22 protein-coding genes are annotated in these 20,536 nt (G+C 58.5%); 7 read left to right on the forward strand and 15 right to left on the reverse strand.

Annotated elements, in window-relative coordinates:
- Positions 1-33: 33 nt before the first annotated feature.
- Positions 34-447 (forward strand): GNAT family N-acetyltransferase, encoded by a 414-nt coding sequence (locus G6L97_RS09205; protein ID WP_111783598.1) that lies wholly within the window; start codon positions 34-36, stop codon positions 445-447.
- A 33-nt stretch (positions 448-480) separates the two neighbouring features.
- Here G6L97_RS09205 and G6L97_RS09210 read toward each other — a convergent pair whose 3' ends face one another.
- Positions 481-1,794: an MFS transporter gene (locus tag G6L97_RS09210; protein ID WP_174002856.1), complete on the reverse strand. Its 1,314-nt coding sequence runs from the start codon at positions 1,792-1,794 to the stop codon at positions 481-483.
- A 245-nt stretch (positions 1,795-2,039) separates the two neighbouring features.
- Positions 2,040-2,609, reverse strand: coding sequence for a GNAT family N-acetyltransferase (locus G6L97_RS09215; protein WP_013636617.1), 570 nt, complete (start codon positions 2,607-2,609; stop codon positions 2,040-2,042).
- 296 nt (positions 2,610-2,905) lie between these two features.
- On the opposite strand from G6L97_RS09215, the gene G6L97_RS09220 reads away from it, so the two are divergent.
- Positions 2,906-3,898 carry a glutathione S-transferase family protein gene (locus G6L97_RS09220; RefSeq protein WP_111783599.1) on the forward strand — a complete coding sequence of 331 codons (993 nt, stop codon included), beginning with the start codon at positions 2,906-2,908 and terminating at the stop codon, positions 3,896-3,898.
- 17 nt (positions 3,899-3,915) lie between these two features.
- On the opposite strand, the gene G6L97_RS09225 is transcribed toward G6L97_RS09220, so the two are convergent.
- Positions 3,916-4,407 carry an NUDIX domain-containing protein gene (locus G6L97_RS09225; RefSeq protein WP_111783600.1) on the reverse strand — a complete coding sequence of 164 codons (492 nt, stop codon included), beginning with the start codon at positions 4,405-4,407 and terminating at the stop codon, positions 3,916-3,918.
- Positions 4,408-4,473: 66 nt separating this feature from the next.
- On the opposite strand from G6L97_RS09225, the gene G6L97_RS09230 reads away from it, so the two are divergent.
- Positions 4,474-5,409: a metallophosphoesterase family protein gene (locus tag G6L97_RS09230; RefSeq protein WP_111783601.1), complete on the forward strand. Its 936-nt coding sequence runs from the start codon at positions 4,474-4,476 to the stop codon at positions 5,407-5,409.
- 225 nt (positions 5,410-5,634) lie between these two features.
- On the opposite strand, the gene leuA is transcribed toward G6L97_RS09230, so the two are convergent.
- The 4 genes from leuA to G6L97_RS09250 form a co-directional block, all read right to left on the reverse strand.
- Positions 5,635-7,344, reverse strand: coding sequence for a 2-isopropylmalate synthase (gene leuA, locus G6L97_RS09235; protein WP_111783602.1), 1,710 nt, complete (start codon positions 7,342-7,344; stop codon positions 5,635-5,637).
- Positions 7,345-7,643: 299 nt separating this feature from the next.
- A complete protein-coding gene (locus G6L97_RS09240) occupies positions 7,644-8,831 on the reverse strand; it encodes a benzoate/H(+) symporter BenE family transporter (protein WP_174002868.1) in 1,188 nt (395 codons plus the stop codon).
- An 88-nt stretch (positions 8,832-8,919) separates the two neighbouring features.
- Positions 8,920-9,564, reverse strand: coding sequence for an NrsF family protein (locus G6L97_RS09245; protein WP_111783603.1), 645 nt, complete (start codon positions 9,562-9,564; stop codon positions 8,920-8,922).
- Positions 9,561-10,076, reverse strand: a complete 516-nt coding sequence (locus G6L97_RS09250; protein ID WP_162686701.1) for a sigma-70 family RNA polymerase sigma factor — start codon at positions 10,074-10,076, stop codon at positions 9,561-9,563. Before G6L97_RS09250 ends, G6L97_RS09245 begins: the two co-directional genes overlap by 4 nt.
- Positions 10,077-10,294: 218 nt before the next feature.
- Between G6L97_RS09250 and G6L97_RS09255 the strand changes: the two genes are divergently transcribed.
- The gene (locus G6L97_RS09255) at positions 10,295-10,543 is read left to right on the forward strand and encodes a pentapeptide MXKDX repeat protein (RefSeq protein WP_025594191.1); all 249 of its coding nucleotides are present in this window, start codon (positions 10,295-10,297) and stop codon (positions 10,541-10,543) included.
- Positions 10,544-10,659: 116 nt separating this feature from the next.
- On the opposite strand, the gene G6L97_RS09260 is transcribed toward G6L97_RS09255, so the two are convergent.
- Positions 10,660-11,241, reverse strand: coding sequence for an ATP-dependent Clp protease proteolytic subunit (locus tag G6L97_RS09260; RefSeq protein ID WP_003513567.1), 582 nt, complete (start codon positions 11,239-11,241; stop codon positions 10,660-10,662).
- Positions 11,242-11,474: 233 nt separating this feature from the next.
- On the opposite strand from G6L97_RS09260, the gene G6L97_RS09265 reads away from it, so the two are divergent.
- Positions 11,475-12,065, forward strand: a complete 591-nt coding sequence (locus G6L97_RS09265) for a HupE/UreJ family protein (protein ID WP_003513569.1) — start codon at positions 11,475-11,477, stop codon at positions 12,063-12,065.
- A gap of 100 nt (positions 12,066-12,165) precedes the next feature.
- Positions 12,166-12,921 carry a DUF2076 domain-containing protein gene (locus G6L97_RS09270; protein ID WP_065659138.1) on the forward strand — a complete coding sequence of 252 codons (756 nt, stop codon included), beginning with the start codon at positions 12,166-12,168 and terminating at the stop codon, positions 12,919-12,921.
- Between the two features lie 25 nt (positions 12,922-12,946).
- Here the strand turns inward: G6L97_RS09270 and queF are convergent, their stop codons facing one another.
- The 4 genes from queF to G6L97_RS09290 all read right to left on the reverse strand — a co-directional run bounded on the left by queF (position 12,947) and on the right by G6L97_RS09290 (position 16,093).
- Positions 12,947-13,411 (reverse strand): preQ(1) synthase, encoded by a 465-nt coding sequence (gene queF / locus G6L97_RS09275; protein ID WP_013636627.1) that lies wholly within the window; start codon positions 13,409-13,411, stop codon positions 12,947-12,949.
- Between the two features lie 17 nt (positions 13,412-13,428).
- Positions 13,429-14,331 (reverse strand): cation diffusion facilitator family transporter, encoded by a 903-nt coding sequence (locus tag G6L97_RS09280; RefSeq protein ID WP_003513576.1) that lies wholly within the window; start codon positions 14,329-14,331, stop codon positions 13,429-13,431.
- Between the two features lie 157 nt (positions 14,332-14,488).
- A complete protein-coding gene (locus tag G6L97_RS09285; RefSeq protein WP_111783604.1) occupies positions 14,489-14,917 on the reverse strand; it encodes a glyoxalase superfamily protein in 429 nt (142 codons plus the stop codon).
- A 69-nt stretch (positions 14,918-14,986) separates the two neighbouring features.
- The gene (locus G6L97_RS09290) at positions 14,987-16,093 is read right to left on the reverse strand and encodes a branched-chain amino acid ABC transporter substrate-binding protein (protein ID WP_013636629.1); all 1,107 of its coding nucleotides are present in this window, start codon (positions 16,091-16,093) and stop codon (positions 14,987-14,989) included.
- A gap of 287 nt (positions 16,094-16,380) precedes the next feature.
- Between G6L97_RS09290 and G6L97_RS09295 the strand changes: the two genes are divergently transcribed.
- Positions 16,381-17,556 carry a DUF3095 domain-containing protein gene (locus tag G6L97_RS09295; RefSeq protein WP_013636630.1) on the forward strand — a complete coding sequence of 392 codons (1,176 nt, stop codon included), beginning with the start codon at positions 16,381-16,383 and terminating at the stop codon, positions 17,554-17,556.
- 119 nt (positions 17,557-17,675) lie between these two features.
- On the opposite strand, the gene G6L97_RS09300 is transcribed toward G6L97_RS09295, so the two are convergent.
- From G6L97_RS09300 to choW, 3 genes are all read right to left on the reverse strand, one after another.
- The gene (locus tag G6L97_RS09300; protein ID WP_003513586.1) at positions 17,676-17,999 is read right to left on the reverse strand and encodes an ArsR/SmtB family transcription factor; all 324 of its coding nucleotides are present in this window, start codon (positions 17,997-17,999) and stop codon (positions 17,676-17,678) included.
- Positions 18,000-18,521: 522 nt separating this feature from the next.
- Positions 18,522-19,568: a choline ABC transporter ATP-binding protein gene (gene choV / locus G6L97_RS09305; RefSeq protein WP_003513591.1), complete on the reverse strand. Its 1,047-nt coding sequence runs from the start codon at positions 19,566-19,568 to the stop codon at positions 18,522-18,524.
- Positions 19,565-20,416, reverse strand: a complete 852-nt coding sequence (gene choW / locus G6L97_RS09310) for a choline ABC transporter permease subunit (RefSeq protein WP_003513593.1) — start codon at positions 20,414-20,416, stop codon at positions 19,565-19,567. The genes choV and choW overlap by 4 nt, the downstream gene beginning before the upstream one ends.
- Between the last annotated feature and the right edge of the window lie 120 nt (positions 20,417-20,536).

The raw sequence follows: 20,536 nt of genomic DNA on the forward strand, positions 1-20,536 counted from the left end.
CGGCCGCCGCTCGGCGACCTGGGAAAGATAATCATGAATTTCGTTTTGAGCGACACCGCGGATGCAGAAGCTGAAAAGGCCATCCGCGATCCCCTGGTGGCCTATAATCTCGCCCGTTTTGGCGAAAGCGACAAACGCGAACTCATCATCACAATCCGCGACGATGAGAACACCGTCACCGGGGGTCTTGTCGGCTATACCGGCCGCGGCTGGCTTTATGTGCAGCTTCTCTTCATCCCCGAGACCTTACGCGGTCAAGGCACAGGCGCGAAGCTTCTCGGCATGGCGGAAGAGGAAGCGAAAAAGCGCGGCTGCATGGGCGCTTATATCGACACGATGAACCCGGATGCGCTGAGGCTTTATGAGCGCTGCGGTTTCACCAAGATCGGCTCGCTTGCCCCGCTCTCCAGCGGCCAGGCGATCACATGGCTTGAAAAGCGTTTCTAATCCGTTCGAAAGAAAGCGTTTGGCGCAGCAGTGTCAGGAGAGCGCCACCCGCCGCGTTTCCGCGTTGATCATCGTTGCGGCAATCGCAGCCAGCACCAGCAGCCCGGCGAAAATGCCGATGGCGAAACCGAAGTCCTGCGCGATGGCATAACCCAGCAACGACGGCGCCAGAAGGCCGCCCAGCCTTGCCATGGCGCCCGCAGCCCCCATGCCGGTCGCACGCGATTCCGTCGGGTACAATTCGGGCGTGAAGGCATAAAGCGCACCCCAGGTGCCAAGCAGCGCAAAGCTCATGATCAGAAGCGATGTGGCGATCATTGCGCCGCCTGTAGCGAGCGTGAAGAGCAGGCAACCGAGGGCGGACAGCAGGCAGAAACCGATCAGCGTCGGCTTGCGGCCCCATTTTTCAACGCCATAGGCCGCAAGCGCATAACCGGGGATCTGCGCCAGTGCCACCAGCACGAGGAAACCATAACCGCGCACGAAGCCGAAACCGTCTCCCGCCAGTTTTGCCGGCATCCAGGTGAAGACGCCATAATAGGAAACGGAGACAAGGAACCAGATGGCAAGGATCATGATGCTGCGCTGTCTGAGCGCCGGCGAAAATATCCCCTGCCCTTTTGAAACCTCCGGCTGAAAAAGCCCTGTCCCTGCATCAAGTGGCGCGCGGCCGTTTACCACCAGCATACGGTTGACGATGACCTTGGCTTCGTCCGATCGGCCTCTCCGCACGAGGTAAAGCGGCGATTCGGGCACCATGAACCGTAAACCCAGACCCACAACGGCTGGGAAAGCCGTAACCGCGAAAATATAACGCCAGGCATCGGCAACACCGGCAAGGCTAGCGCCCCACGCTGCAAGCGCCACGATCAGGGTTCCGATGGCCCAGAAGCCTTCCAGCATGACCAGCCAGCGCCCCCGGGTTTTTGCGGGCAGGAATTCCGCCATCATCGCATAATCCACCGGCAGGGTGCCGCCGACAGCCGCACCCGTCAAAAAGCGTAGGACAAGAAGAATGGCAAAGTTCGGCGCAAAGACGGAAAGTACACCGAACACGGCATCGCAGGCCACGGTGACGATCAACACACGGCGGCGACCGTAACGGTCCGCCAGACGCCCGAAACCGGCAGCACCTAAAAGCATGCCAAAGAAGAAGGCCGTTCCGGTTTGAAGGGCCTGCGGAACAGTCAGGCCAAACGTTAGGGCAATCGAGGCGGCAGTGAAGCCGACCGCCAGCACCTGCATGGCATCCGCTGCCCAGACGAGGCCGAAAATACCCATCAACCTCCGCTGATAGGCGCCCGCACCTGCGCGTTCCAGCGCATCGTTCATGGTGATTGCCGTCATATGCTCGCCCCCGTGCCGAAATCGACTATCGAGTGCTATCGCATAGGGGAAAGAAACGGAATTGAATTTTGCGAAGTTCGATGCATGGTTTCAAGGCAGAACACCATCCCGCCGTCTTTAGCGAAATAACCGGCCAGTACCAATATGGTCGACTCAACACCCCATCCCTCATCAAGTCAGTCGTATTTGATGAGGGAAAAAGTGCGCACTGGTGAAGGGCGGGAAATCCGACGTAACGAAATCCGTCAGCCGTAAACCCGAAGAGGCTCTTCGAAGCCGTCGTCTTCCGCCTGGGCTGCAGGCATGGCGGCCTCGCATTTGCGCCAGCCGATCTTGCCCTTCAGCCGCTGGTGCACGTCGTCACCAACAGGCACGACCAGCACCCGGTTCGGATCCACCGGGCCTGGAAAATCAAGCGCGGCGTAGGCGACCTTTTCGAAACCAAGCGGCATGTAATAGGGCGGATCGCCGATCAGAATGACGGCCTCCGAACCCTTCCGCCGGGCGGCAGCGATGGCAATCCGGACGAGTTCACGACCGATGCCCATGTTCTTGTGCGAAGGCCGCACGGCAAGCGGGCCGAGCATATGGCCTTTCACCCCACCGGCCAAAACCGGCGTCATGCGCACCGAAGCGATCGTCTCGCCATCATCGGCGCAGACGAAGGACAGCGACCGGTCATGCGGACCCTGCTCGCGAATGCGCGCGGCGGCACGGGTGTGCCGACCGGGGCCGAATGCTTCTTCGTTGATGATTTCGATGATGGCGTCGTGCGACGCGTCCTCGGTAAGGTAGACAAGATCGTGCTTGGACATGAAGAGACCGAAACTTCCAAAATGCGGATGCGACAATAGATGACGGCTGCGCCGGTAAAGGCGTTCAGGAGCGTCAGCGTCGTCGGAGCATCCGTGTTTCGATCATAATCTACGATTTCCTCAGATTTGTGAAAATCGCAATTATCAGGAAAATTCCCACCCGTCCAGAACAAATCTCGGCACTATCCCATTCAGCCCATGCAAGACCGGAAACGCATTGTTCAATGCGCCACGGGTTCGCGGCACCGCGCTAAACGGTTAGAATTGCGGTTAAGGAAACAATCAAGGAGATCGTCATGGGCATGCTGGTGGAAGGCGTATGGAAAGACGTCTGGTACGACACCAAGGAAACCAAGGGGCACTTCAAGCGCAGCGCCTCGCAATTTCGCAACTGGGTAACGGTGGATGGCGCGCCCGGACCTTCCGGCGAAGGTGGCTTCAAGGCCGAGAGGGATCGCTACCACCTCTACGTGTCGCTCGCCTGCCCCTGGGCGCATCGCACCCTGATTTTCCGTAAACTGAAAAAGCTGGAAGACCTGATTTCCGTCTCTGTCGTCGATCCGCTGATGCTGGAAAACGGCTGGGAGTTCAGACCGGAAGGCGAACGCACTCCGGGTGCGACCGAGGACCACCTCTTCGGCTTCTCCACACTGTGGCAGGTCTATACCAAAGCGGATGCCAACTATTCGGGACGGGTGACCGTGCCGGTACTGTGGGACAAAGAACGCGGCACCATCGTCTCCAATGAATCGGCCGAAATCATCCGCATGTTCAACGTGGCCTTCAACGACCTCACCGGATCGGAGGCGGATTATTATCCCGAAGCACTGCGCGCCGACATCGATGCGCTGAACGACGTTATCTACGACACCGTCAACAACGGCGTCTACAAGGCCGGTTTCGCCACCACCCAGGATGCTTATCAGCAAAATGCCGTGAAGGTGTTTGAAACGCTTGATATGCTGGAAGACCGGCTGGAGGACCGCCGTTTCCTGTTCGGTGCAGAACAGACGGAAGCAGACTGGCGTCTCTTCACCACGCTGGTGCGATTCGACCCTGTTTATGTCGGCCACTTCAAGTGCAACATCCGCCGCATTCACGATTACCCGCATCTCACGGGTTACCTCCGCGACCTCTACCAGACACCAGGCGTGCCGGACACAGTCGATATCCGCCACATCAAGGAACATTATTACCGCAGCCACCTCACCATCAACCCGACAGGTATCGTGCCCGTTGGCCCGGAACTGGACCTTACCATGGCCCATAGCCGTGAGACGCTTGCCTAACGGCAGAGACGCCGCCGCTACCAGTAGTCGGCAATCGCCGCCTTGCCGGAAAGTTCGGCAAGGCGGCGGCGGGTGGCGGGCGTCACATTTTCCGGCAGGTCCGAGAGATCAAAAAAACCGCTTTCGGTGATTTCATGATCCGGTGTTTTCGGCGTGGTCTGGGTGACCTGAAGCCGGTAGAGCGCAACATGATCGCGGTTGCTGCCTTCCAGATTGAGGTAGACATGGACAAGCTCGGGGGTCGACGTAGCCTCGAGATTGCCTTCCTCGCGGATTTCCTTGTTGAGCGCCATCAGCAGCGTTTCGCCGCGTTCCACCCCGCCGCCGGGCAGATACCAGCCGGGCAGATAGGTATGCCGCACCAGAAAAATCCGTCCCGCATCATCGAAGCAGAGCGCACGTACACCGAGGGTGGCACCGCGTGTGAACAGAAAAACGAAATGAAGCAGGCGGATAAGGATACGCGTGTGGAACGGACGGGCCTGCCGCTCGGTTCTCTCGTCATTCACCCTGGTTTCTCCTTGCCGGCAGGCTTTTATTGGACGTGCCGCATATCATAGGTTATCTCTGCCGCCATGTTCAAACTTGCGCATATTTCAGACGTCCATCTCGGGCCATTGCCAAAACTTACTTTCCGGGAACTTGCATCCAAGCGTATCACCGGTTTCGTCAACTGGCACCGCAACCGCCGCAAGCACCTTTTCACCGACACGCTGGAAAAGCTGCTCGATGATCTCGAAGCCAAATCGCCGGATCATCTGGCTATTACCGGCGATCTCGTCAATCTTGCGACAGGCATTGAAATTCGCGCCGCCGCCGACTGGCTGGAAGAAGTCGGCGACCCTGAAAAGATCTCGGTCGTTCCCGGCAATCATGACGCCTATGTTTCCGGCGCGCACGACAAGGCCATGCGCGCCTGGTATCCTTATGTGCGTGGCGATGGCGACCCGGCGGAATGGGACGATGACCGCAAGATTTTCCCCTACATGCGCGTGCGCGGTCCCGTCGCACTGATTGGCTGCTCCACCTCGATTGCAACGCCGCCCTTCTCGGCCACCGGCTATTTCGGCAACCGTCAAGCACGCGCAACCGCGGAACTCTTAAAAAAAGCCGGTGAACAGGGGCTGTTCCGCGTGGTGATGATCCATCACCCACCGATCCGCGGTGCGGCGGCTGCGCACAAGCGCATGTTCGGCATTCGCCGTTTCGCGGCAGCGCTTGGCGTTGGCGGCGCCGAGCTCGTGCTGCATGGCCACACCCATTTGAACACCGTATACTGGCTGAATACTCACCACGGGCAACAGCACATCCCGGTCGTCGGCATCGCCTCCGCCAGCCAGGGACCGGGCGGCGAAAAACCGCGCACGGCCTATAATCTCTTCCATATTTCCGGTGGCCCCGGCACCTGGAACGTCGCCTGCGAACGCCACAGTCTCAACGACACCGGAACGGGTATCGGGCTTGAAGATATCAGGGTATTTTATGAGAATGGTAGGCCGTTGGGGTTTTAGCGGCTGGGGGGATAAACTCCGGAGTGTTGAGGTTAGAGTCTGTGGCTCACCCCCTCTGCCCTGCCGGGCATCTCCCCCACAAGGGGGGAGATCAGCAAGACGCTCTTTCGTCAATTCATTCTGAACGTTGAGATGGGCGAGACCGTACCTCAGGTCGATCTCCCCCATTGTGGGGGAGATGTCCGGCAGGACAGAGGGGGGTAAAACCCACCCTCAAACCCCCACTTACCTAGCTCGCTCTTCCAGCACCCGATTGGCCGCCGAAACAATCGCTTCCAGCGAAGCGCCAACAATATTCGTATTCACCCCGGCGCCGAACAATTTTCCGCCCGGATGCTCCATCTCAACATAGGCAATGGCGGAAGCATTGGACCCATGTTGCAGCGAATGCTCGGAATAGTCATTCACCGACAGATCGATGCCGAGATAGACCGACAGCGCATTGATGAACCCGTCGATAGGACCGGTGCCCTTGCCCTCGATGCGCTTCACCTCACCGTTATCGGTGATTTCGGCGGCGACAATGCGTACGCCCTTGAAATCGCCCGCCGGATAGGTGTGGTGATCGACGAACTTGATGCGCGCATTCGGCTGCGTCACGTAACGCTCCATGAAGCGCTCGTAGATGCGCTTGGCCGGCAGTTCCACGCCCTCTTCATCGGTGATGCGCTGGATGTCTTCGCGGAACTCCACCTGCAGGTTGCGCGGCAGGTTGATGCCGTAATCCTGCTGGAGAATATAGGCGATTCCGCCCTTACCGGACTGCGAATTGATGCGGATGATCGCTTCGTAGGAGCGGCCGACATCCTTCGGATCGATCGGCAGATAGGGCACTTCCCATACCGGGTGATTGGCAACCTTGATCGCCTTCATACCCTTGTTGATCGCATCCTGATGCGAGCCGGAAAACGCCGTATAGACCAGTTCGCCGACATAAGGGTGGCGCTCGGGGATCGTCATCTCGTTCGAATATTCGTAGACCGCCTTGATGCGCTCAATATCGCGGCAATCCAGCTCAGGATTGACGCCCTGCGTATACATGTTCAGCGCCAGCGTCACGACGTCGACATTGCCGGTGCGCTCGCCATTACCGAACAGCGTGCCCTCGACGCGGTCCGCACCGGCCATCAGAGCGAGCTCCGTCGCAGCGATGCCAGTGCCGCGGTCGTTGTGCGGATGCAGCGAAATGATGACGTTTTCGCGATTGTCGATATTGCGGCACATCCATTCGATCTGGTCGGCATAGATGTTCGGCGTGGCCATTTCGACTGTGGAAGGCAGGTTCAGGATCAGCTTGTTATCCGCCGTCGGCTTCACCACCTCGACCACGGCATTGCAGATTTCCAGCGCCACTTCCAGCTCGGTGCCGGTAAAGCTTTCCGGAGAATATTCGAAGCGGAAACCGCCGCCGGCCTTGGCCGCCATGTCGGTGATCATCTTGGCGGCATCGACAGCAATCTGCTTGATGCCGTGTACATCCTTGCCGAATACCACGCGGCGCTGCAATTCCGAGGTGGAGTTGTAGAAGTGGATGATCGGCTTGTTGGCGCCTTCCAGCGCTTCGAAGGTGCGGGTGATCAGTTCTGGACGGCACTGCACCAGCACCTGCAGGGAAACATCCTCAGGCACATTGCCCTGCTCCACGCACCAGCGGGCAAAATCGAAGTCCGTCTGCGAAGCGGAAGGGAAACCGATCTCGATTTCCTTGAAGCCCATTTCGAGCAGCAGCTTGAACATGCGGGCCTTGCGGTCGTGGCCCATGGGGTTGACCAGCGACTGGTTGCCGTCACGCAGGTCCACCGAACACCAGATCGGTGCCTTGGTGATGGTCTTGCCCGGCCACGTGCGGTCAGGAATATTGATGGTCGGGTAAGGGCGATACTTGACGTTCGCGTCCGACATGCCTTTGGAAATATTGGTGATCTTGCCGTCCATTTCGCTTCCTCCTTGCGCATTCCGCGGGCTTCTCGAGCCATCGGCGGATGCGCGGCCCTCAAGGGCCTAAATCCAGTATAAAATGAGATTTCGAGATGAGGAGCGTTTGCGCCAGCGGGCTTTCGGCCGCCGGGCGCTCCTCACTGGACCCGGCAACCGCGTGTAAGGTCGAGGCTAAGAAGCGAGAGTGCACCGCACGGAGAGGCAATCGCAGAAATCTGCGCGCTCATGCCGGAAATGGTTGCGATGCTGTTGCTCATGGGCAAGCTTATAATCGGCGAAATATTTGGATGCAAGGGCTATTGTCTCTTCAATCCTTTTACGAAACCAGTCAAAGCCATCATCAACCCGCCACCGATCAGCCCCCAGAAGGCACCGGAGACACCGGCGAAGGAAAGGCCGGAGGCGGTGATGAGGAAGGTGATCGCCGCAGCCTCGCGTGTTTCCGGATCCTTGAAAGCCGCAACGGCAGAGCCGGAAAAGGCGCCCACCAGTGCAAGCCCCGCCACCGCCTGAATGAGGATAGGCGGCGCCAGTGCCACGAAAGCCGTGACCGCGCCCGCCAGCAGGCCGAAGACGATGTAGCCCACACCGCCGATGATCGCCGCCCAATAGCGCCGTTTCGGATCGGGATGGGCGTCCTCGCCAGCGCACATCGCCGCCGTAATCGCGGCAAGATTGACTGCATGGCCGCCGAAGGGTGCGGAAAGCAGTGAGAAGAAGCCGGTCGCCGCGAAAAGCGGTCCGGGCTGCGGATCGTAGTGATTGACCTTCAACACTGCGATACCGGGAATATTCTGTGACGCCATGGTGACTATGAAGAGCGGCAGCGCGATGGAAATGACGGCGTGCAGGCTGAAGACGGGCGTCACCCACTCCATCGGAGGCGTCAGCGATTGCGCCACACGGTCAAGCGCCCCCGCCGGAATATCGACACCGAAGATCATCACCAGCACGAAAGCGGCGAGTGCCGCAGGCACGGCGAAAAGTCGTTTAAAGGCTCCCACCACGATCCAGGCAAGAATGATCGGCAATCCGAGGGCCGGGTTAAAGCCGATCGCCTTGATCGGCGCAAAACACAGGCCGATGATGACCCCGGAAAGCATGGCGTTGGCAAGTGGCGCTGGAATGGAGGCCACCGCCTTTCCGAGCGGCCGGAACAGGCCGGCAATGATGATCAATATGGCGCAGATGATGAACCCGCCCACGGCGGCCGGAAAACCGCCCTCGATCACGCCCGTGGTCGCCAGCAAGGCTGCACCAGGTGTCGACCATGCGATGCTGACGGGCATCCGCGTCGCGACTGAAAGCGCTATCGCGCAAACCCCCATCGCCACCGAAAGCGCCATCAGCCCAGACGCCGCCTCGAAATCCGTCGCACCGACAGCCTTCAGGCCCTGCAACACCACGGCGAAAGAACTGGCAAAGCCGACAAAGGCGGTCAGGCACCCCATGAACAGGCTCTGTATGGAAAAATCTTTCATCAACATGGCGGTTCCCGGATCTTCTGTTTCCCTTGAAGATCAAAAAACCCAACCGCTGGCAAGATGCCCGCAGGCTGAACAGGTACGCCTTTTACCAGCGCAGAAAACGCGAACCGGCAAAAGCGCCGATAAGGCCGGTGATGAAAATGCCAAGCGAATACCAGATCAGCACGAAAGCCATGCCGTTTTCGGTGCAGAACCAGGAATAAACCCAGGCTCCGGCTGCACCCGCCGCAATGCCTGCCACAAAACCTGCCAGGGCTGGATCAGCCGGGGCTGAGCGCTTGAGAACTGAAAAATTCGCCAGGAATACCGGAAGCGCGAAAGCGACGATCAACAACGGGCAATGCAGCGCGGACGACCCCAGAACAAGCGTCCTGTAATTGTCCGGAAAGGCAAACCCCAGCTGTACGAGCGCTATCGCCGCCATCACAACGAAAATTAGCGCAAGCCAAACGAAAAGGCAGCCGCTGTTCCCCTCGGGGCGGGTAAGGCGGCCGACCGCGAAAAACGCAGTCAGGGCCAGCAGGGCGTTATAGGCGGACTTGATCCAGAAACCCAGCTCGGTCAAGGCGTCGTGCATGTCGACCCGCGGCCCGAGAATGGCAAGCATCAGCAACAGCGAAACGCCAAGGCCGGGCAGGACGGCCAGCGCCAGCCGACGCTCCAGTGACAAGGCAGGCACGGGCTTGAGTCCGCTTGCCAGTTGTTCAATGATGTCTTCCGTCTTCCTCACGTTTCGCCTCGCAACTTTGCCGCCAGCATTTTAAGCGTCCTGTGAATGCCGACCCTCGCCGCAAGCTCGGTCTGGCCGGATTTTTGGGCCGCTTCGGCGATTGACTGACCCTCGAGTTTTACCCTGCGAATGAGGTCGCGTTGCCGCTGCGGCAACTCGTCGAGCAACCGTTCCACATCCATACGTGCCGTGACCTGATCGACGGACGATCCCGCTTCCAGCGTCTCATCAAGTTCCACTTCCGAAAGCTGGCGCGCACCCCTGCCCCTGTAGTGATCGATGAGTTTGTAGCGCGCTATCGAAAAGAACCAGGCGGTAAAAGGCCTTGCTCGATCATAGGTCTCGCGTTTGGCGTGAAGCGACAACAGGGTTTCCTGAACGAGATCTTCCACATCCCCCCGTGAAGCGGTCCTCATGCGCCGGTCGAAATAGGCTGTCAGCAGCCTGCGTAGGGCATGGAGCAAATGCCTGTAAGCGCCCTCGTCCCCATCGAGGGAACGCAGCATCAGCATTTTTAATGTCTCTTCCGAAAGGCTGCCTGTCATCGTCACTATCGGGTTATTCGCAATCGGCGGGATATTGTTACATAATGGCGTGAAAAGAATCTCGCCCGAATATGATTTCACAAACGCGTGAGCGTGTAACGACACACGGGCCCCCACCGAATGGACAATCGTGAGCCCCGGTGCAACGCCGGCGGACATTTAATGACGTCCAGAGGAGATCTTTCATGACCCGCATTTTTACCGCCATCGCCACCGCTTCCATGCTGTCTGTTCTTTCTTTCGCAGGCATCGCCCATGCCGACGGCATGAAAACCGATATGACGAAAATGCACAACGACACCATGAAGACGCAGACGATGAAAAAAAGCGACATGTCCATGGCATCCAAAAAGGACTGCATGCACAAGGCTGACATGGAAATGAACAAGATGAAAAAAGCCGACATGATGAAGGCCTGCAACACGATGAAGTGATGCCGGCCGAACATTCAGTGCACATGACCGGAAGCGGCACGTATCATCCGGCCTGAATGAAAAAAGCCCGTGCCGGTTTCCACCGGCACGGGCTCTCTCAACTAAAAATCAAAACCTTAGACTTCCGACTGGCTCTCAACGATCTTGCCGACGAGGCCGTAGCCCTTGGCTTCTTCAGCGCCGAGCCAGTAATCGCGATCGATGTCCTTGGCGATCTTTTCTTCGCTCTGGCCGGTGGCCTTGGCGAAGATCTTGATCAGGCGCTGGTTCATCTTGATGATTTCGCGGGCCTGGATTTCGATGTCGGATGCCATGCCGCGCGTGCCGCCGGAGGGCTGGTGCAGCAGGAAGCGGGTGTTCGGCAGGCAAAGGCGACGTTCCTTCGGCACCGAAACATAGATCAGCGCGCCAGCGGAAGCGACCCAGCCCGTACCGATGATATAAACCTTCGGCTTGATGAACTTGATCATGTCATGGATCGAATCACCCGATTCGACATGGCCGCCCGGCGAATTGACGTAAACGCGAATGTCGTCGTCGCTGGCGGCGGCAAGTGCCACGAGCTGCGTGCAGACCTTCTGCGCCAGTTCCTGCGTGATGCCACCATAGATGAAGATCGAACGCGACTTGAAAAGATTCGCTTCCGTTTCCTTGCCGATCGGCAGTTCCTTGCTCTTGTCGTCTTCGTCTTCGTTCATCAGCGGCTCTCCAGCGTAATTCATGCATGCCCTTCGGACATAGTGCGACTTGTTACGTAAGGCAATGAGCAAAAAAGGCAAGGTTTGCGCCCCAACAATAAACATCGCCCCCGGCAGATGACGCATGGACAGCCTCTCCGGGTTCGCGGTATCGTCAGGTCCTCATTGCAGTGCCGCCGATTGCGGGAACCCCAAGATCCCCTTGCTGGCGGCGATAATCAAAAGAGGGAATCATGCTGAAAAGACTAAGCCTTGCTGCCGCAGCGCTCGGCGCCACCGCCCTGCCCGCTTTCGCCCATTTGAACCCGGAAGAACACGGCTCCTTCATGGCTGGCGTCTCCCACCCCTTCTTCGGTGCGGATCATATTCTGGCAATGGTTGCCGTCGGTCTCTGGGCATCGCAGATCGCCATGGCGCAGAATGACCGCAAGGCGCTGTGGATCGTGCCTGCCGCCTTCGTCGGCACCATGGCCATTGGTTTCCTGATGGCCGTTTATGGCATCGGCCTTCCGTTTGTCGAACCGGCCATCCTGGCCTCCGTCATCGGCCTCGGCCTGCTGGTCACGATTGCGGCAAAGCTGCCGACGGCAGCCGCTGCGGCCGTGGTCGGCGCTTTTGCCCTTTTCCACGGCCATGCCCATGGCGGTGAACTCGGCAGCGCCGGCGCCCTGCAATTCGGCATCGGTTTCATGATAGCAACCGCGATCCTGCATCTCGCAGGCATCGTGCTTGGCCTGCGCATTGCCCGTTTCGGCTCGGCCGCAAGCCGTACCGCCGGCGCGCTGACGGCAATAGCGGGCCTTTCGCTTGCCTTCGGCGGGTGACGATCATTACCGAAATTTAAAGTTTCGGCCGCTTTGAAAAGCCTGAATTTGGACCTACCTCCTTATCGTTGATTTCCGCTTCACGGTAAGGAGGCATCATATGTCACCGGAAGAAAGCCAACTTCTCAAGGCCCTGTTCGACAGGACAAAAGCCGCATCCGCCACTCCGCGCGACCGCGAGGCGGAAATATTGATCGCAGATGCCGTGCGCGATCAGCCCGCAGCCCCCTATTATCTCGCCCAGGCGGTGATTGTTCAGGAAAAGGGTCTGGAAGCGGCAGCAGCACACATCCAACAGCTCGAAGACCGCATCCATGCGCTGGAAAGCGGTAATGCGGCCCCGCAAGCAGCCGCACAGGGTGGTTTTCTGAGTTCGATCTTCGGCACCGGCCAACAGCAATCACCTGCTCCGGCGCCCGTTTCTCCACCGCCCCAGACATCATGGCGCAACGATACTGCAGGCCAGACAGCCGGTCCCTGGGGCTCACCAGCCGGCCGCGCACCTGATCAGCAGCCCGGTGGCCTCTGGAGCCAGCAACCCGCAGCAGCCGGACGCTCCGGCGGCGGTTTCCTGCAAGGTGCGCTCGGCGCTGCTGCAGGTGTTGCCGGCGGCATGCTGCTCGCCAATTCGCTGAGCGGTATTTTCGGCAACCATGCATCGTCGCTCGGCATTGGCTCGCCATTCGGCGGCGGCAATCCGCTGGGCAACAATGCACCGGTCGAAGAAACCGTCATCAACAACTACTACGGCGACAGTTCCTCCCAGCCGGACAATAGTAACGATGTCCAGCAGGCCGACTACGACGACAGCGCCGATGACGATTTCGATCAAGGCGACGACGGGTCGTTCGCCTGAACGTTTTCAACCGTGAAAAGCCGGATCAGCCGCGGCCGCGATAGGTCGGCACACCCTGATCCGGCAACCACACGCCCTCGGGCACCGGTCCGGTCTGCCAGAAAACGTCAATCGGAATACCGCCGCGCGGATACCAGTAAGCGCCGATGCGAAGCCATTTCGGCTGCAACAACTCCACCAGCCGCCTGGCGATATAGACCGAGCAATCCTCGTGAAATGCGCCGTGGTTGCGGAAGGATTGCAGGAACAGCTTCAGCGACTTCGATTCCACCAGAAAATCACCGGCAATATAGTCGATGACGATATGGGCGAAATCCGGCTGTCCGGTCATCGGGCAAAGCGAGGTGAATTCGGGTGCTGTGAACCGCACCACGTAATCGGTACCGGCATTGCCGTTCGGCACCTTTTCGAGAATGGCCTTTTCCGGGCTCTCGGGCGTATCGACCTTCGCGCCCAGCTGCGACAGGCTGGAAACATCCGTCACGGACATGGAAAACTCCTGCTTATTCAAACGATCACTTTGACGCCATGCGCCTTTTCGCCTTCCGGCTCAACGTGAATGGCAAGGCTGGCACCCGGTATGACTTCCCTTATGGCATCTTCAAGGCGGTCGCAAATATCATGCGCCTCCCGCACCGTCATCGGGGCGGGAACAACGACGTGGAAATCGATGAAGGCGGCCGAACCGGCGCGGCGGGTTCTAAGATCATGCACGCCGATGATGCCGACGGAATTTTCGGCGATCGCCTTCTTGATCGCCTCGTCTTCTTCCGGTTCCACCGCCCGGTCCATCAACCCGCCGAGCGAATGCAAAATGACCTTCGATCCCTGGAACAGGATGTTGATGGCCACCAGAATGGCGAGCAGCGGATCGAGAATGGCGTAACCCGTCAGAAGCGCCAGAACCAGGCCGACCAGCACGCCTGCCGACGTTACGACATCCGACATGATATGATGACCATCCGCCTTGAGGGCGGGAGAAGCGTATTTCCGGCCGACGCGGATGAGGATTGTCGCCCAGACGGCGTTGATGACGCCCGCTGACGCGTTGATGGCAAGACCGAGAACCGGCGCTTCCGGCAGCTTCGGGTTGAAGAGACCACCCCAGGCTTCCTGCACGATGAGAAGTGCGGCGACGACGATCAGCACGCCCTCGACGACAGCCGAGATATATTCCGCCTTGTGATGGCCGAACTGGTGATCGTCATCTGCGGGCTTCTGCGCATAACGGATGACGAAATAGGCAATGAAGGCCGCAACAACGTTGACGGTCGATTCCAGACCGTCCGACAGCAGCGCTACCGACCCTGTGACCCACCAAGCCACGAGCTTGAGGCCAAGCACGCCGAAAGAAAGTGGAATGCCCCAGAATGCGAGCTTCCTTACCAGTGCATTGCCTTCAGTGTTCATTTTTTGCCCCCGGTGCGGATGCGAACGAATTGCAGAACTGACCGCCAAAACGCACGAACCGCGCGCACGGGGTCTCCGTGCACGCGGTTCGTTATTTGCGCTTCCTATCGTTCAAACCGCAGCCGAGGTCAAGACCCATGAGGTCACGTCGAAGACGTCACCCCTCGCTTTTCTGCTCACAGAAACGGATACGGTTGCCGAATGGATCGATGACTTCCATGACATCGCCCCAGGGCAATTCTTCGACACCAGGCTTCAGGAAGCGGTAGTCTTTGCCGACCAGCTCTTTTTGGAAGGCATGCACGCCGTGCATGGTGGCGAAGATATTGGAGCCCGGCGTCGCGTCGCCATGATGGCCGCTGAGGTGAAGCCCCATTCCGGCCCGCGAAACCTGCATGTAGAGCGGGAAGTTTTCGCCGAAGCGGTGTTCCCAGTCGACCTTGAAACCGAGAAAATCAACATAGAATTCCCGCGCCTTGGCCTCATCGAAAATTCTGAGAATCGGGAATATCCGCGCAAAGCCAATGTGAGAAAGGTTTTCCCCACCCGCCACGCTTGCATCCCGGGCGTCCAGGTCACTGCCCATTGTGCTTGCCCCTAGTCACGCAACGGAGATGGTACCGGCCGCAACGGATGCGGCCGGTACGCCTGATCCTTATTCGGCTGCGACGATCTTGCCGTCCTGCCACTTGTAGAGCGAGAAAGCCTGCGACGACAGGTCGCCACTCTCGCCATAGGTGACCTTGCCGATCGCCGTGGCAAAAGCGTCACCGCTCTTCAGAGCCGTGATGACCGCTTCGGAATCCTTTGCGCTTCCAGCCTTCTCGATGCCGGCCTTCAGCACTTCGACGGCAGCGTAAGCGTTAAGGGTGAAGGCTTCCGCAGGAATGTTGGCGGCCTTTAGAGCTTCGGCAGCAGCCTTGGAATCCGCGTTCTTCAGGGCGTCGGAGGCGTTGGTGAAGATCGTGCCTTCACCAGCCTTGGCACCGATGTTCCAGAACTCGCTGTTCGACAGGCCGTCACCGCCGATAACGGCAGCCTTGGCGCCGATATCGTTCAACTGACGCACCAGAAGACCGGCTTCCGGATGGTAACCGCCGAAATAGACGATATCGACATTTTCAGACTTGAGGCGGGCCGTCAGCGCGCCGAGATCCTTTTCGCCTGGTGTCAGCGCGTCATAGAGAACTTCGGTAACGCCACCGGCATTCAGCGTGGTCTTGAAGGCATCCGCCAGACCCTTACCGTAAGCGCCCTTGTCGTGAATGATGGCGACCTTCTTGTCCTTAAGCTTGGCAAGAACGTATTTCGCCGCAACTTCTGCCTGCTGGTCGTCCCGACCGCAAGTGCGGAAAACATTGGTAAGGCCACGGTTCGTCAGGCCCGGCGAGGTCGCCGTGGGGGTGATCATCAGGACACCGTTTTCAGCAAACACGTCCGATGCCGGAATGGCAACGCCGGACGTGACCGGACCGACGACGAAATGGATGCCTTCGGCAACCAGCTGGTTTGCGGCCGACACACCCTGCTTCGGCTCGCCGCCATCGTCTGCGAGCTTCAGAACGACCTGCTCTCCGAGAATGCCGCCCTTCTTGTTGATTTCATTGACTGCCGTCTGGGCGCCGTTCTTGACCTGGTCGCCATAGGCGGCGACGGGACCGGTAAGCGGCGCAATCAGGCCGATGACGATTTCGGCATGAGCAAGCGGTGCGAATGCGAAGGACGCTGCAAGCGTCACGCTGGTCAATGTCTTCAGTTTCATCCTGGTGTCTCCTTGGAAATGGGGTCTCAGCCCCGATGAGCGCCTTGGGCGCCGACCGAATGAAACTTCGCGGACGCCTCCCGGCGAAAACCCGTTCCATTTTTGAATTCCGAGCCTTCATTTCAACTCATACGGAAGGTTTGATGGCTTATGCAAGTCACCTTTGCTGGATAAGGTCTATTCGCGGTAAATCTATCGTCAGGCCAGCCTCGATCGTGTCATCGAAACGGGCGAGCGCAACGGCGTAAACGCTTGGCGTTTGGTCGCCGCAGGAGGATAATGGCGGCATGATAACAGCAGATGACGAATTTCTGACGGGTCTGCCCGTCTTCCGACATTTCGAAGACGTGGCCGACCCGGCGCTTTATCGCGCCCTGCCGCCGGGATGGGCGCTGGCCATTGCCGATATCATCGATTCGACAGGGGCGATCGGCACCGGCAGATATAAGTCCGTCAACATGGCGGGCGCTGCGGTCATCTCAGGCATATCGAACAGCCTCGGGCGTCACGACCTGCCCTTCGTGTTCGGTGGCGATGGAGCCGCCGTTGCGGTGCCACCGAACGGGATATCCCTTGCGCGCACCGCCCTTTCGAACGTGCAGCGCTGGGTGGAGGACGATCTCGATCTTTCGATGCGTGTGGCGCTTGTTCCGGTGGAGGACATACGCAACAACGGCTTCGATGTGCGCGTCGCGCGCTTTCAGGCAAGCGAGGATGTTTCCTACGCCATGTTTTCGGGCGGCGGCAACAGCTGGGCCGAGGCGCGGATGAAGGAGGGGCAATATGCCCTGCCTACGGTTGCGACAGGCGGTCGGCCGGACCTGACCGGCCTTTCATGCCGCTGGAACCCCATTCCGGCGACCCATGGCAAGGTAGTGTCGATCATCGCCATGCCGGGACCCTCACTGGATATGCCGGCATTCCGCCAGCTGGTCATCGATCTCGTCGATCTGGCCACGCAGGACGCAAGACAAGGCCACCCCGTGCCGGAGGATGGGCCGAAACTGGGCTTCGTGCGGGAAGGCCTCGGTCTGGAAGCCAGGGCAGGTGCGGCCTATCACGATAGCTGGGGCAAGGTGCGCCGTTCGCTGCGCATTCTCGGCGAGAGCTTCCTCGTGAATTTCCTCGGCATGACGGGATTGTCGCTCGGACGGTTTAATGCGGATCGCTATCGTCGCTCGGTTGCCAGCAACACCGATTTCCGGAAATTCGACGATGGCCTGAAAATGACGGTTGATATCGACGCCGAGAGGCTCGAAAAGATCCGTGCGCGGCTGGAGCTGGGGCGCCTTTCCGGCACCTGCTATTTCGGCCTGCACGAGCAGGACGCCGCATTGATGACCTGTATCGTGCCCTCCCCGCTTTCGAAGGACCATATGCATTTCGTCGATGGTGCCGACGGTGGATATGCGGCTGCGGCAAGCCGCCTAAAGCAACAGATACAGGCTGCGTCTTCGCCCTGAGTGGCGCGGGCGACTTTTCACCGCATTAAATGCGAGCCACACGCCAAAAAAAGAAAAAACCGGCGTCATGCGCCGGTTTCAACGGAATGGCACCGCCGGGCCGTGGGATGGCCGTTAGATCAAGCGGCAGCAGTCTTGCTGCTCTTCTGCACCTGGCAATAAATCTCCTCGAGGGAAGCGAGGATTTTTTTGACGGATTCGGAATTGCTGGAATAATAGATGGTCTGAGCATCCCGTCTTGTTTTCACCAGCCGCTGTGCACGCAATTTCGAAAGATGTTGCGAGAGCGCGGACTGGCTGAGACCAACTTGGGAGGCGAGAACACCGACCGGCACTTCCGTATCCACCAGCGTGCACAAGATCATCAGGCGCTTGGGATTTGCCATCGCTGAGAGCAAGTCTGCAGCGGCGATGCTATGTTCCGACAGAGATTGGTTATCCATACGCTCAAGTCTCCTGATGACAGTCGGAAAGACCGTCATGGTGGCTATTATAGGTGGTCCAAAAGGTGTTTTTTATAATTCAGTCGATACGTTGTATATACCTAAATCTTGCTTATATCGTGTCCCCCTCCAAGACTATTCTTCATTGATCATTTACCTGGACATCTTGATCAAATTTTCAGACTTTCGCCTGTTTTTCGTCATTTTAGCAACAAACTGCTACATTCTCAGTAGTATTTGGAGCAAAAAACAATCAAAAATTGAGCACACAAATCTTGTCTTCCAATGTCTGGCTTCGTGACCACTACCTTACACCACCTTAAATTTAGCAAGGAGGTACAGAATCTAGTTTTACTTTGCGCAATTTTCTCAAAGTTTGCAATATGCTTTTTATTCGCAATTATTTTAATGCATAACTTATAATGTCTTGGGTATTCTTTTTCTTTATACCAGCATTAGGTAATACAAAAAGGCCTTCCGGTGAGGAAGGCCTTTCGTTTTCTCGACCAATGCGAGTGTTTCTCATTTCTTGCGGTGGCGAGTGAGGCCTGTCACAATTTCGTCTGCGGAAATCGTGCCTATAATTGCGCCATTATCGACAACACCGATCGCGCCGGAATGTTTCGAGAGCGCATCGAGGATATCGATCAGCGGCGATGTCGGACGGGCGGTGGCGGCCACGTTCAACCGGCCGTTTTGTTCGTCCACGCCTGGCTTCATCACGTCCGCGGCGGTCAACATGGAAATCGGGTTCATGTTCTGCACGAAATCCGCGACATATTGCGTAGCCGGTTGCTTGACGATCTGCTGCGGCGTGCCGCACTGGATGATACGCCCGCCCTCCATCATGGCGATGCGGTTGCCGATGCGGAATGCCTCGTCCAGATCGTGACTGACGAAGAGGATGGTTTTCTTCAAGCGGCTCTGGAACTCCAGAAGTTCGTCCTGAAGGCGGCTTCTGATGAGCGGGTCGAGCGCCGAGAACGGCTCGTCCATCAAGAGAATGGGCGCTCCGGTTGCGAAGGCGCGCGCCAGCCCCACGCGCTGCTGCATGCCGCCGGAAAGCTCCCCCACCTTGCGGTCAGCCCAGGCGGACAAGTTCACCAGCTCAAGCTGCTCGGCCACCATGCGCTTGCGCTCCGCTTCCGGCGTCCCGGAAAGCTCCAGCCCGAAACCGACATTGTCGGCAACGTTTCGCCAGGGCAGCAGGCCGAATTGCTGGAAGACCATCGAAACCGTATGCATGCGCAGATCGCGCAGCGCCTTCGCCGTCGCCCGATAGGGATCGACAAAACCGGACGCCGTCTTCACGCTGACATTGCCACGCACCACAGGCGCCAGGCCGTTAACGGCCCTGAGCAGCGTCGATTTACCGGAGCCCGAAAGCCCCATGAGCACGAGTATTTCGCCCTCATTTACCGAAAGCGAGGCATTCGCAACGCCGAGGACCAGTCCGGTCTGCTCGTTTATCTCGTCACGCGTGCTGCCCTTGTCGATCAGCGCCAGCGCCGCCTCGGGCCGGTCGCCGAAGACGATATCGACATTTCCGAAGATGATTGCATCACTCATAGATCATGCTCCGTGCCGGGAAGGCGGAAAAGTCGGTCGAGAACGATCGCCAATATGACGATGCACAACCCAGCTTCGAAGCCCATGGCGATGTTGACGGTGTTCAATGCGCGTACCACCGGCACCCCTAGGCCGTTGGCGCCGACGAGGGCGGAGATGACCACCATCGAAAGCGAAAGCATGATCGTCTGGGTAAGACCTGCCATGATCTGCGGCGCAGCGAAGGGAAGCTCCACCTTGCGCAGAACCTGCGACGGCGTGGCACCGAAGGCGATGGCCGCTTCTACCAGCGCCGGCGGCGTCGAAACGATGCCGAGACGGGTCAGGCGCACGGGCGCGGGAATTGCGAAGATGACGGTGGCGATAAGCCCGGGAACCATGCCGAGGCCGAACAGCACTAGCGCCGGAATGAGATAGACGAAGGTCGGAATGGTCTGCATCAAATCCAGCACCGGGCGCATGCCGGCATAGATCCATTTGCGCCGCGCCGCCAGTATTCCAAGCGGTATGCCGATGATCATGCAGACCGCGCTGGAGGCGAGAACGAGCGCCAGCGTTTCCGTCGTCGCCTTCCAGTACCCCAGATTGATGATGAACAGCAGACCAAGCGCCGTAAAGACCGGCATGCCGACCGACCGCCTTGTCCAGGCTGAAAGAGCCGTCACAATCGCGACGATGACCAGCGGATGCGGCGCCTGCAAAACGTAAAGCAGGGCGTTAATGACGCTTTGGAAAATGAAAGAAAGCCAATCGAAGAAAAAAGCGAGATTGCCGGTCAGCCAGTCAATGGCCTCCTTGGCATATCGGCCGACGGGCAGGCGGTTTTCAGGAGCGCTGAGCCATTCCACGGTAAGACAAGACCTTTCGTGAACCAGAGCAATTCCAGTAAAAATGCGTAACGGTTTTGGGCCCGGAATTGCAAAAAAATAAGAAGAACAGGCATTGAAGGTGATCCCGTTTCACCGGAA

Origin of the sequence: Agrobacterium tumefaciens (assembly GCF_013318015.2) — a bacterium.
GTDB lineage: Bacteria > Pseudomonadota > Alphaproteobacteria > Rhizobiales > Rhizobiaceae > Agrobacterium > Agrobacterium tumefaciens.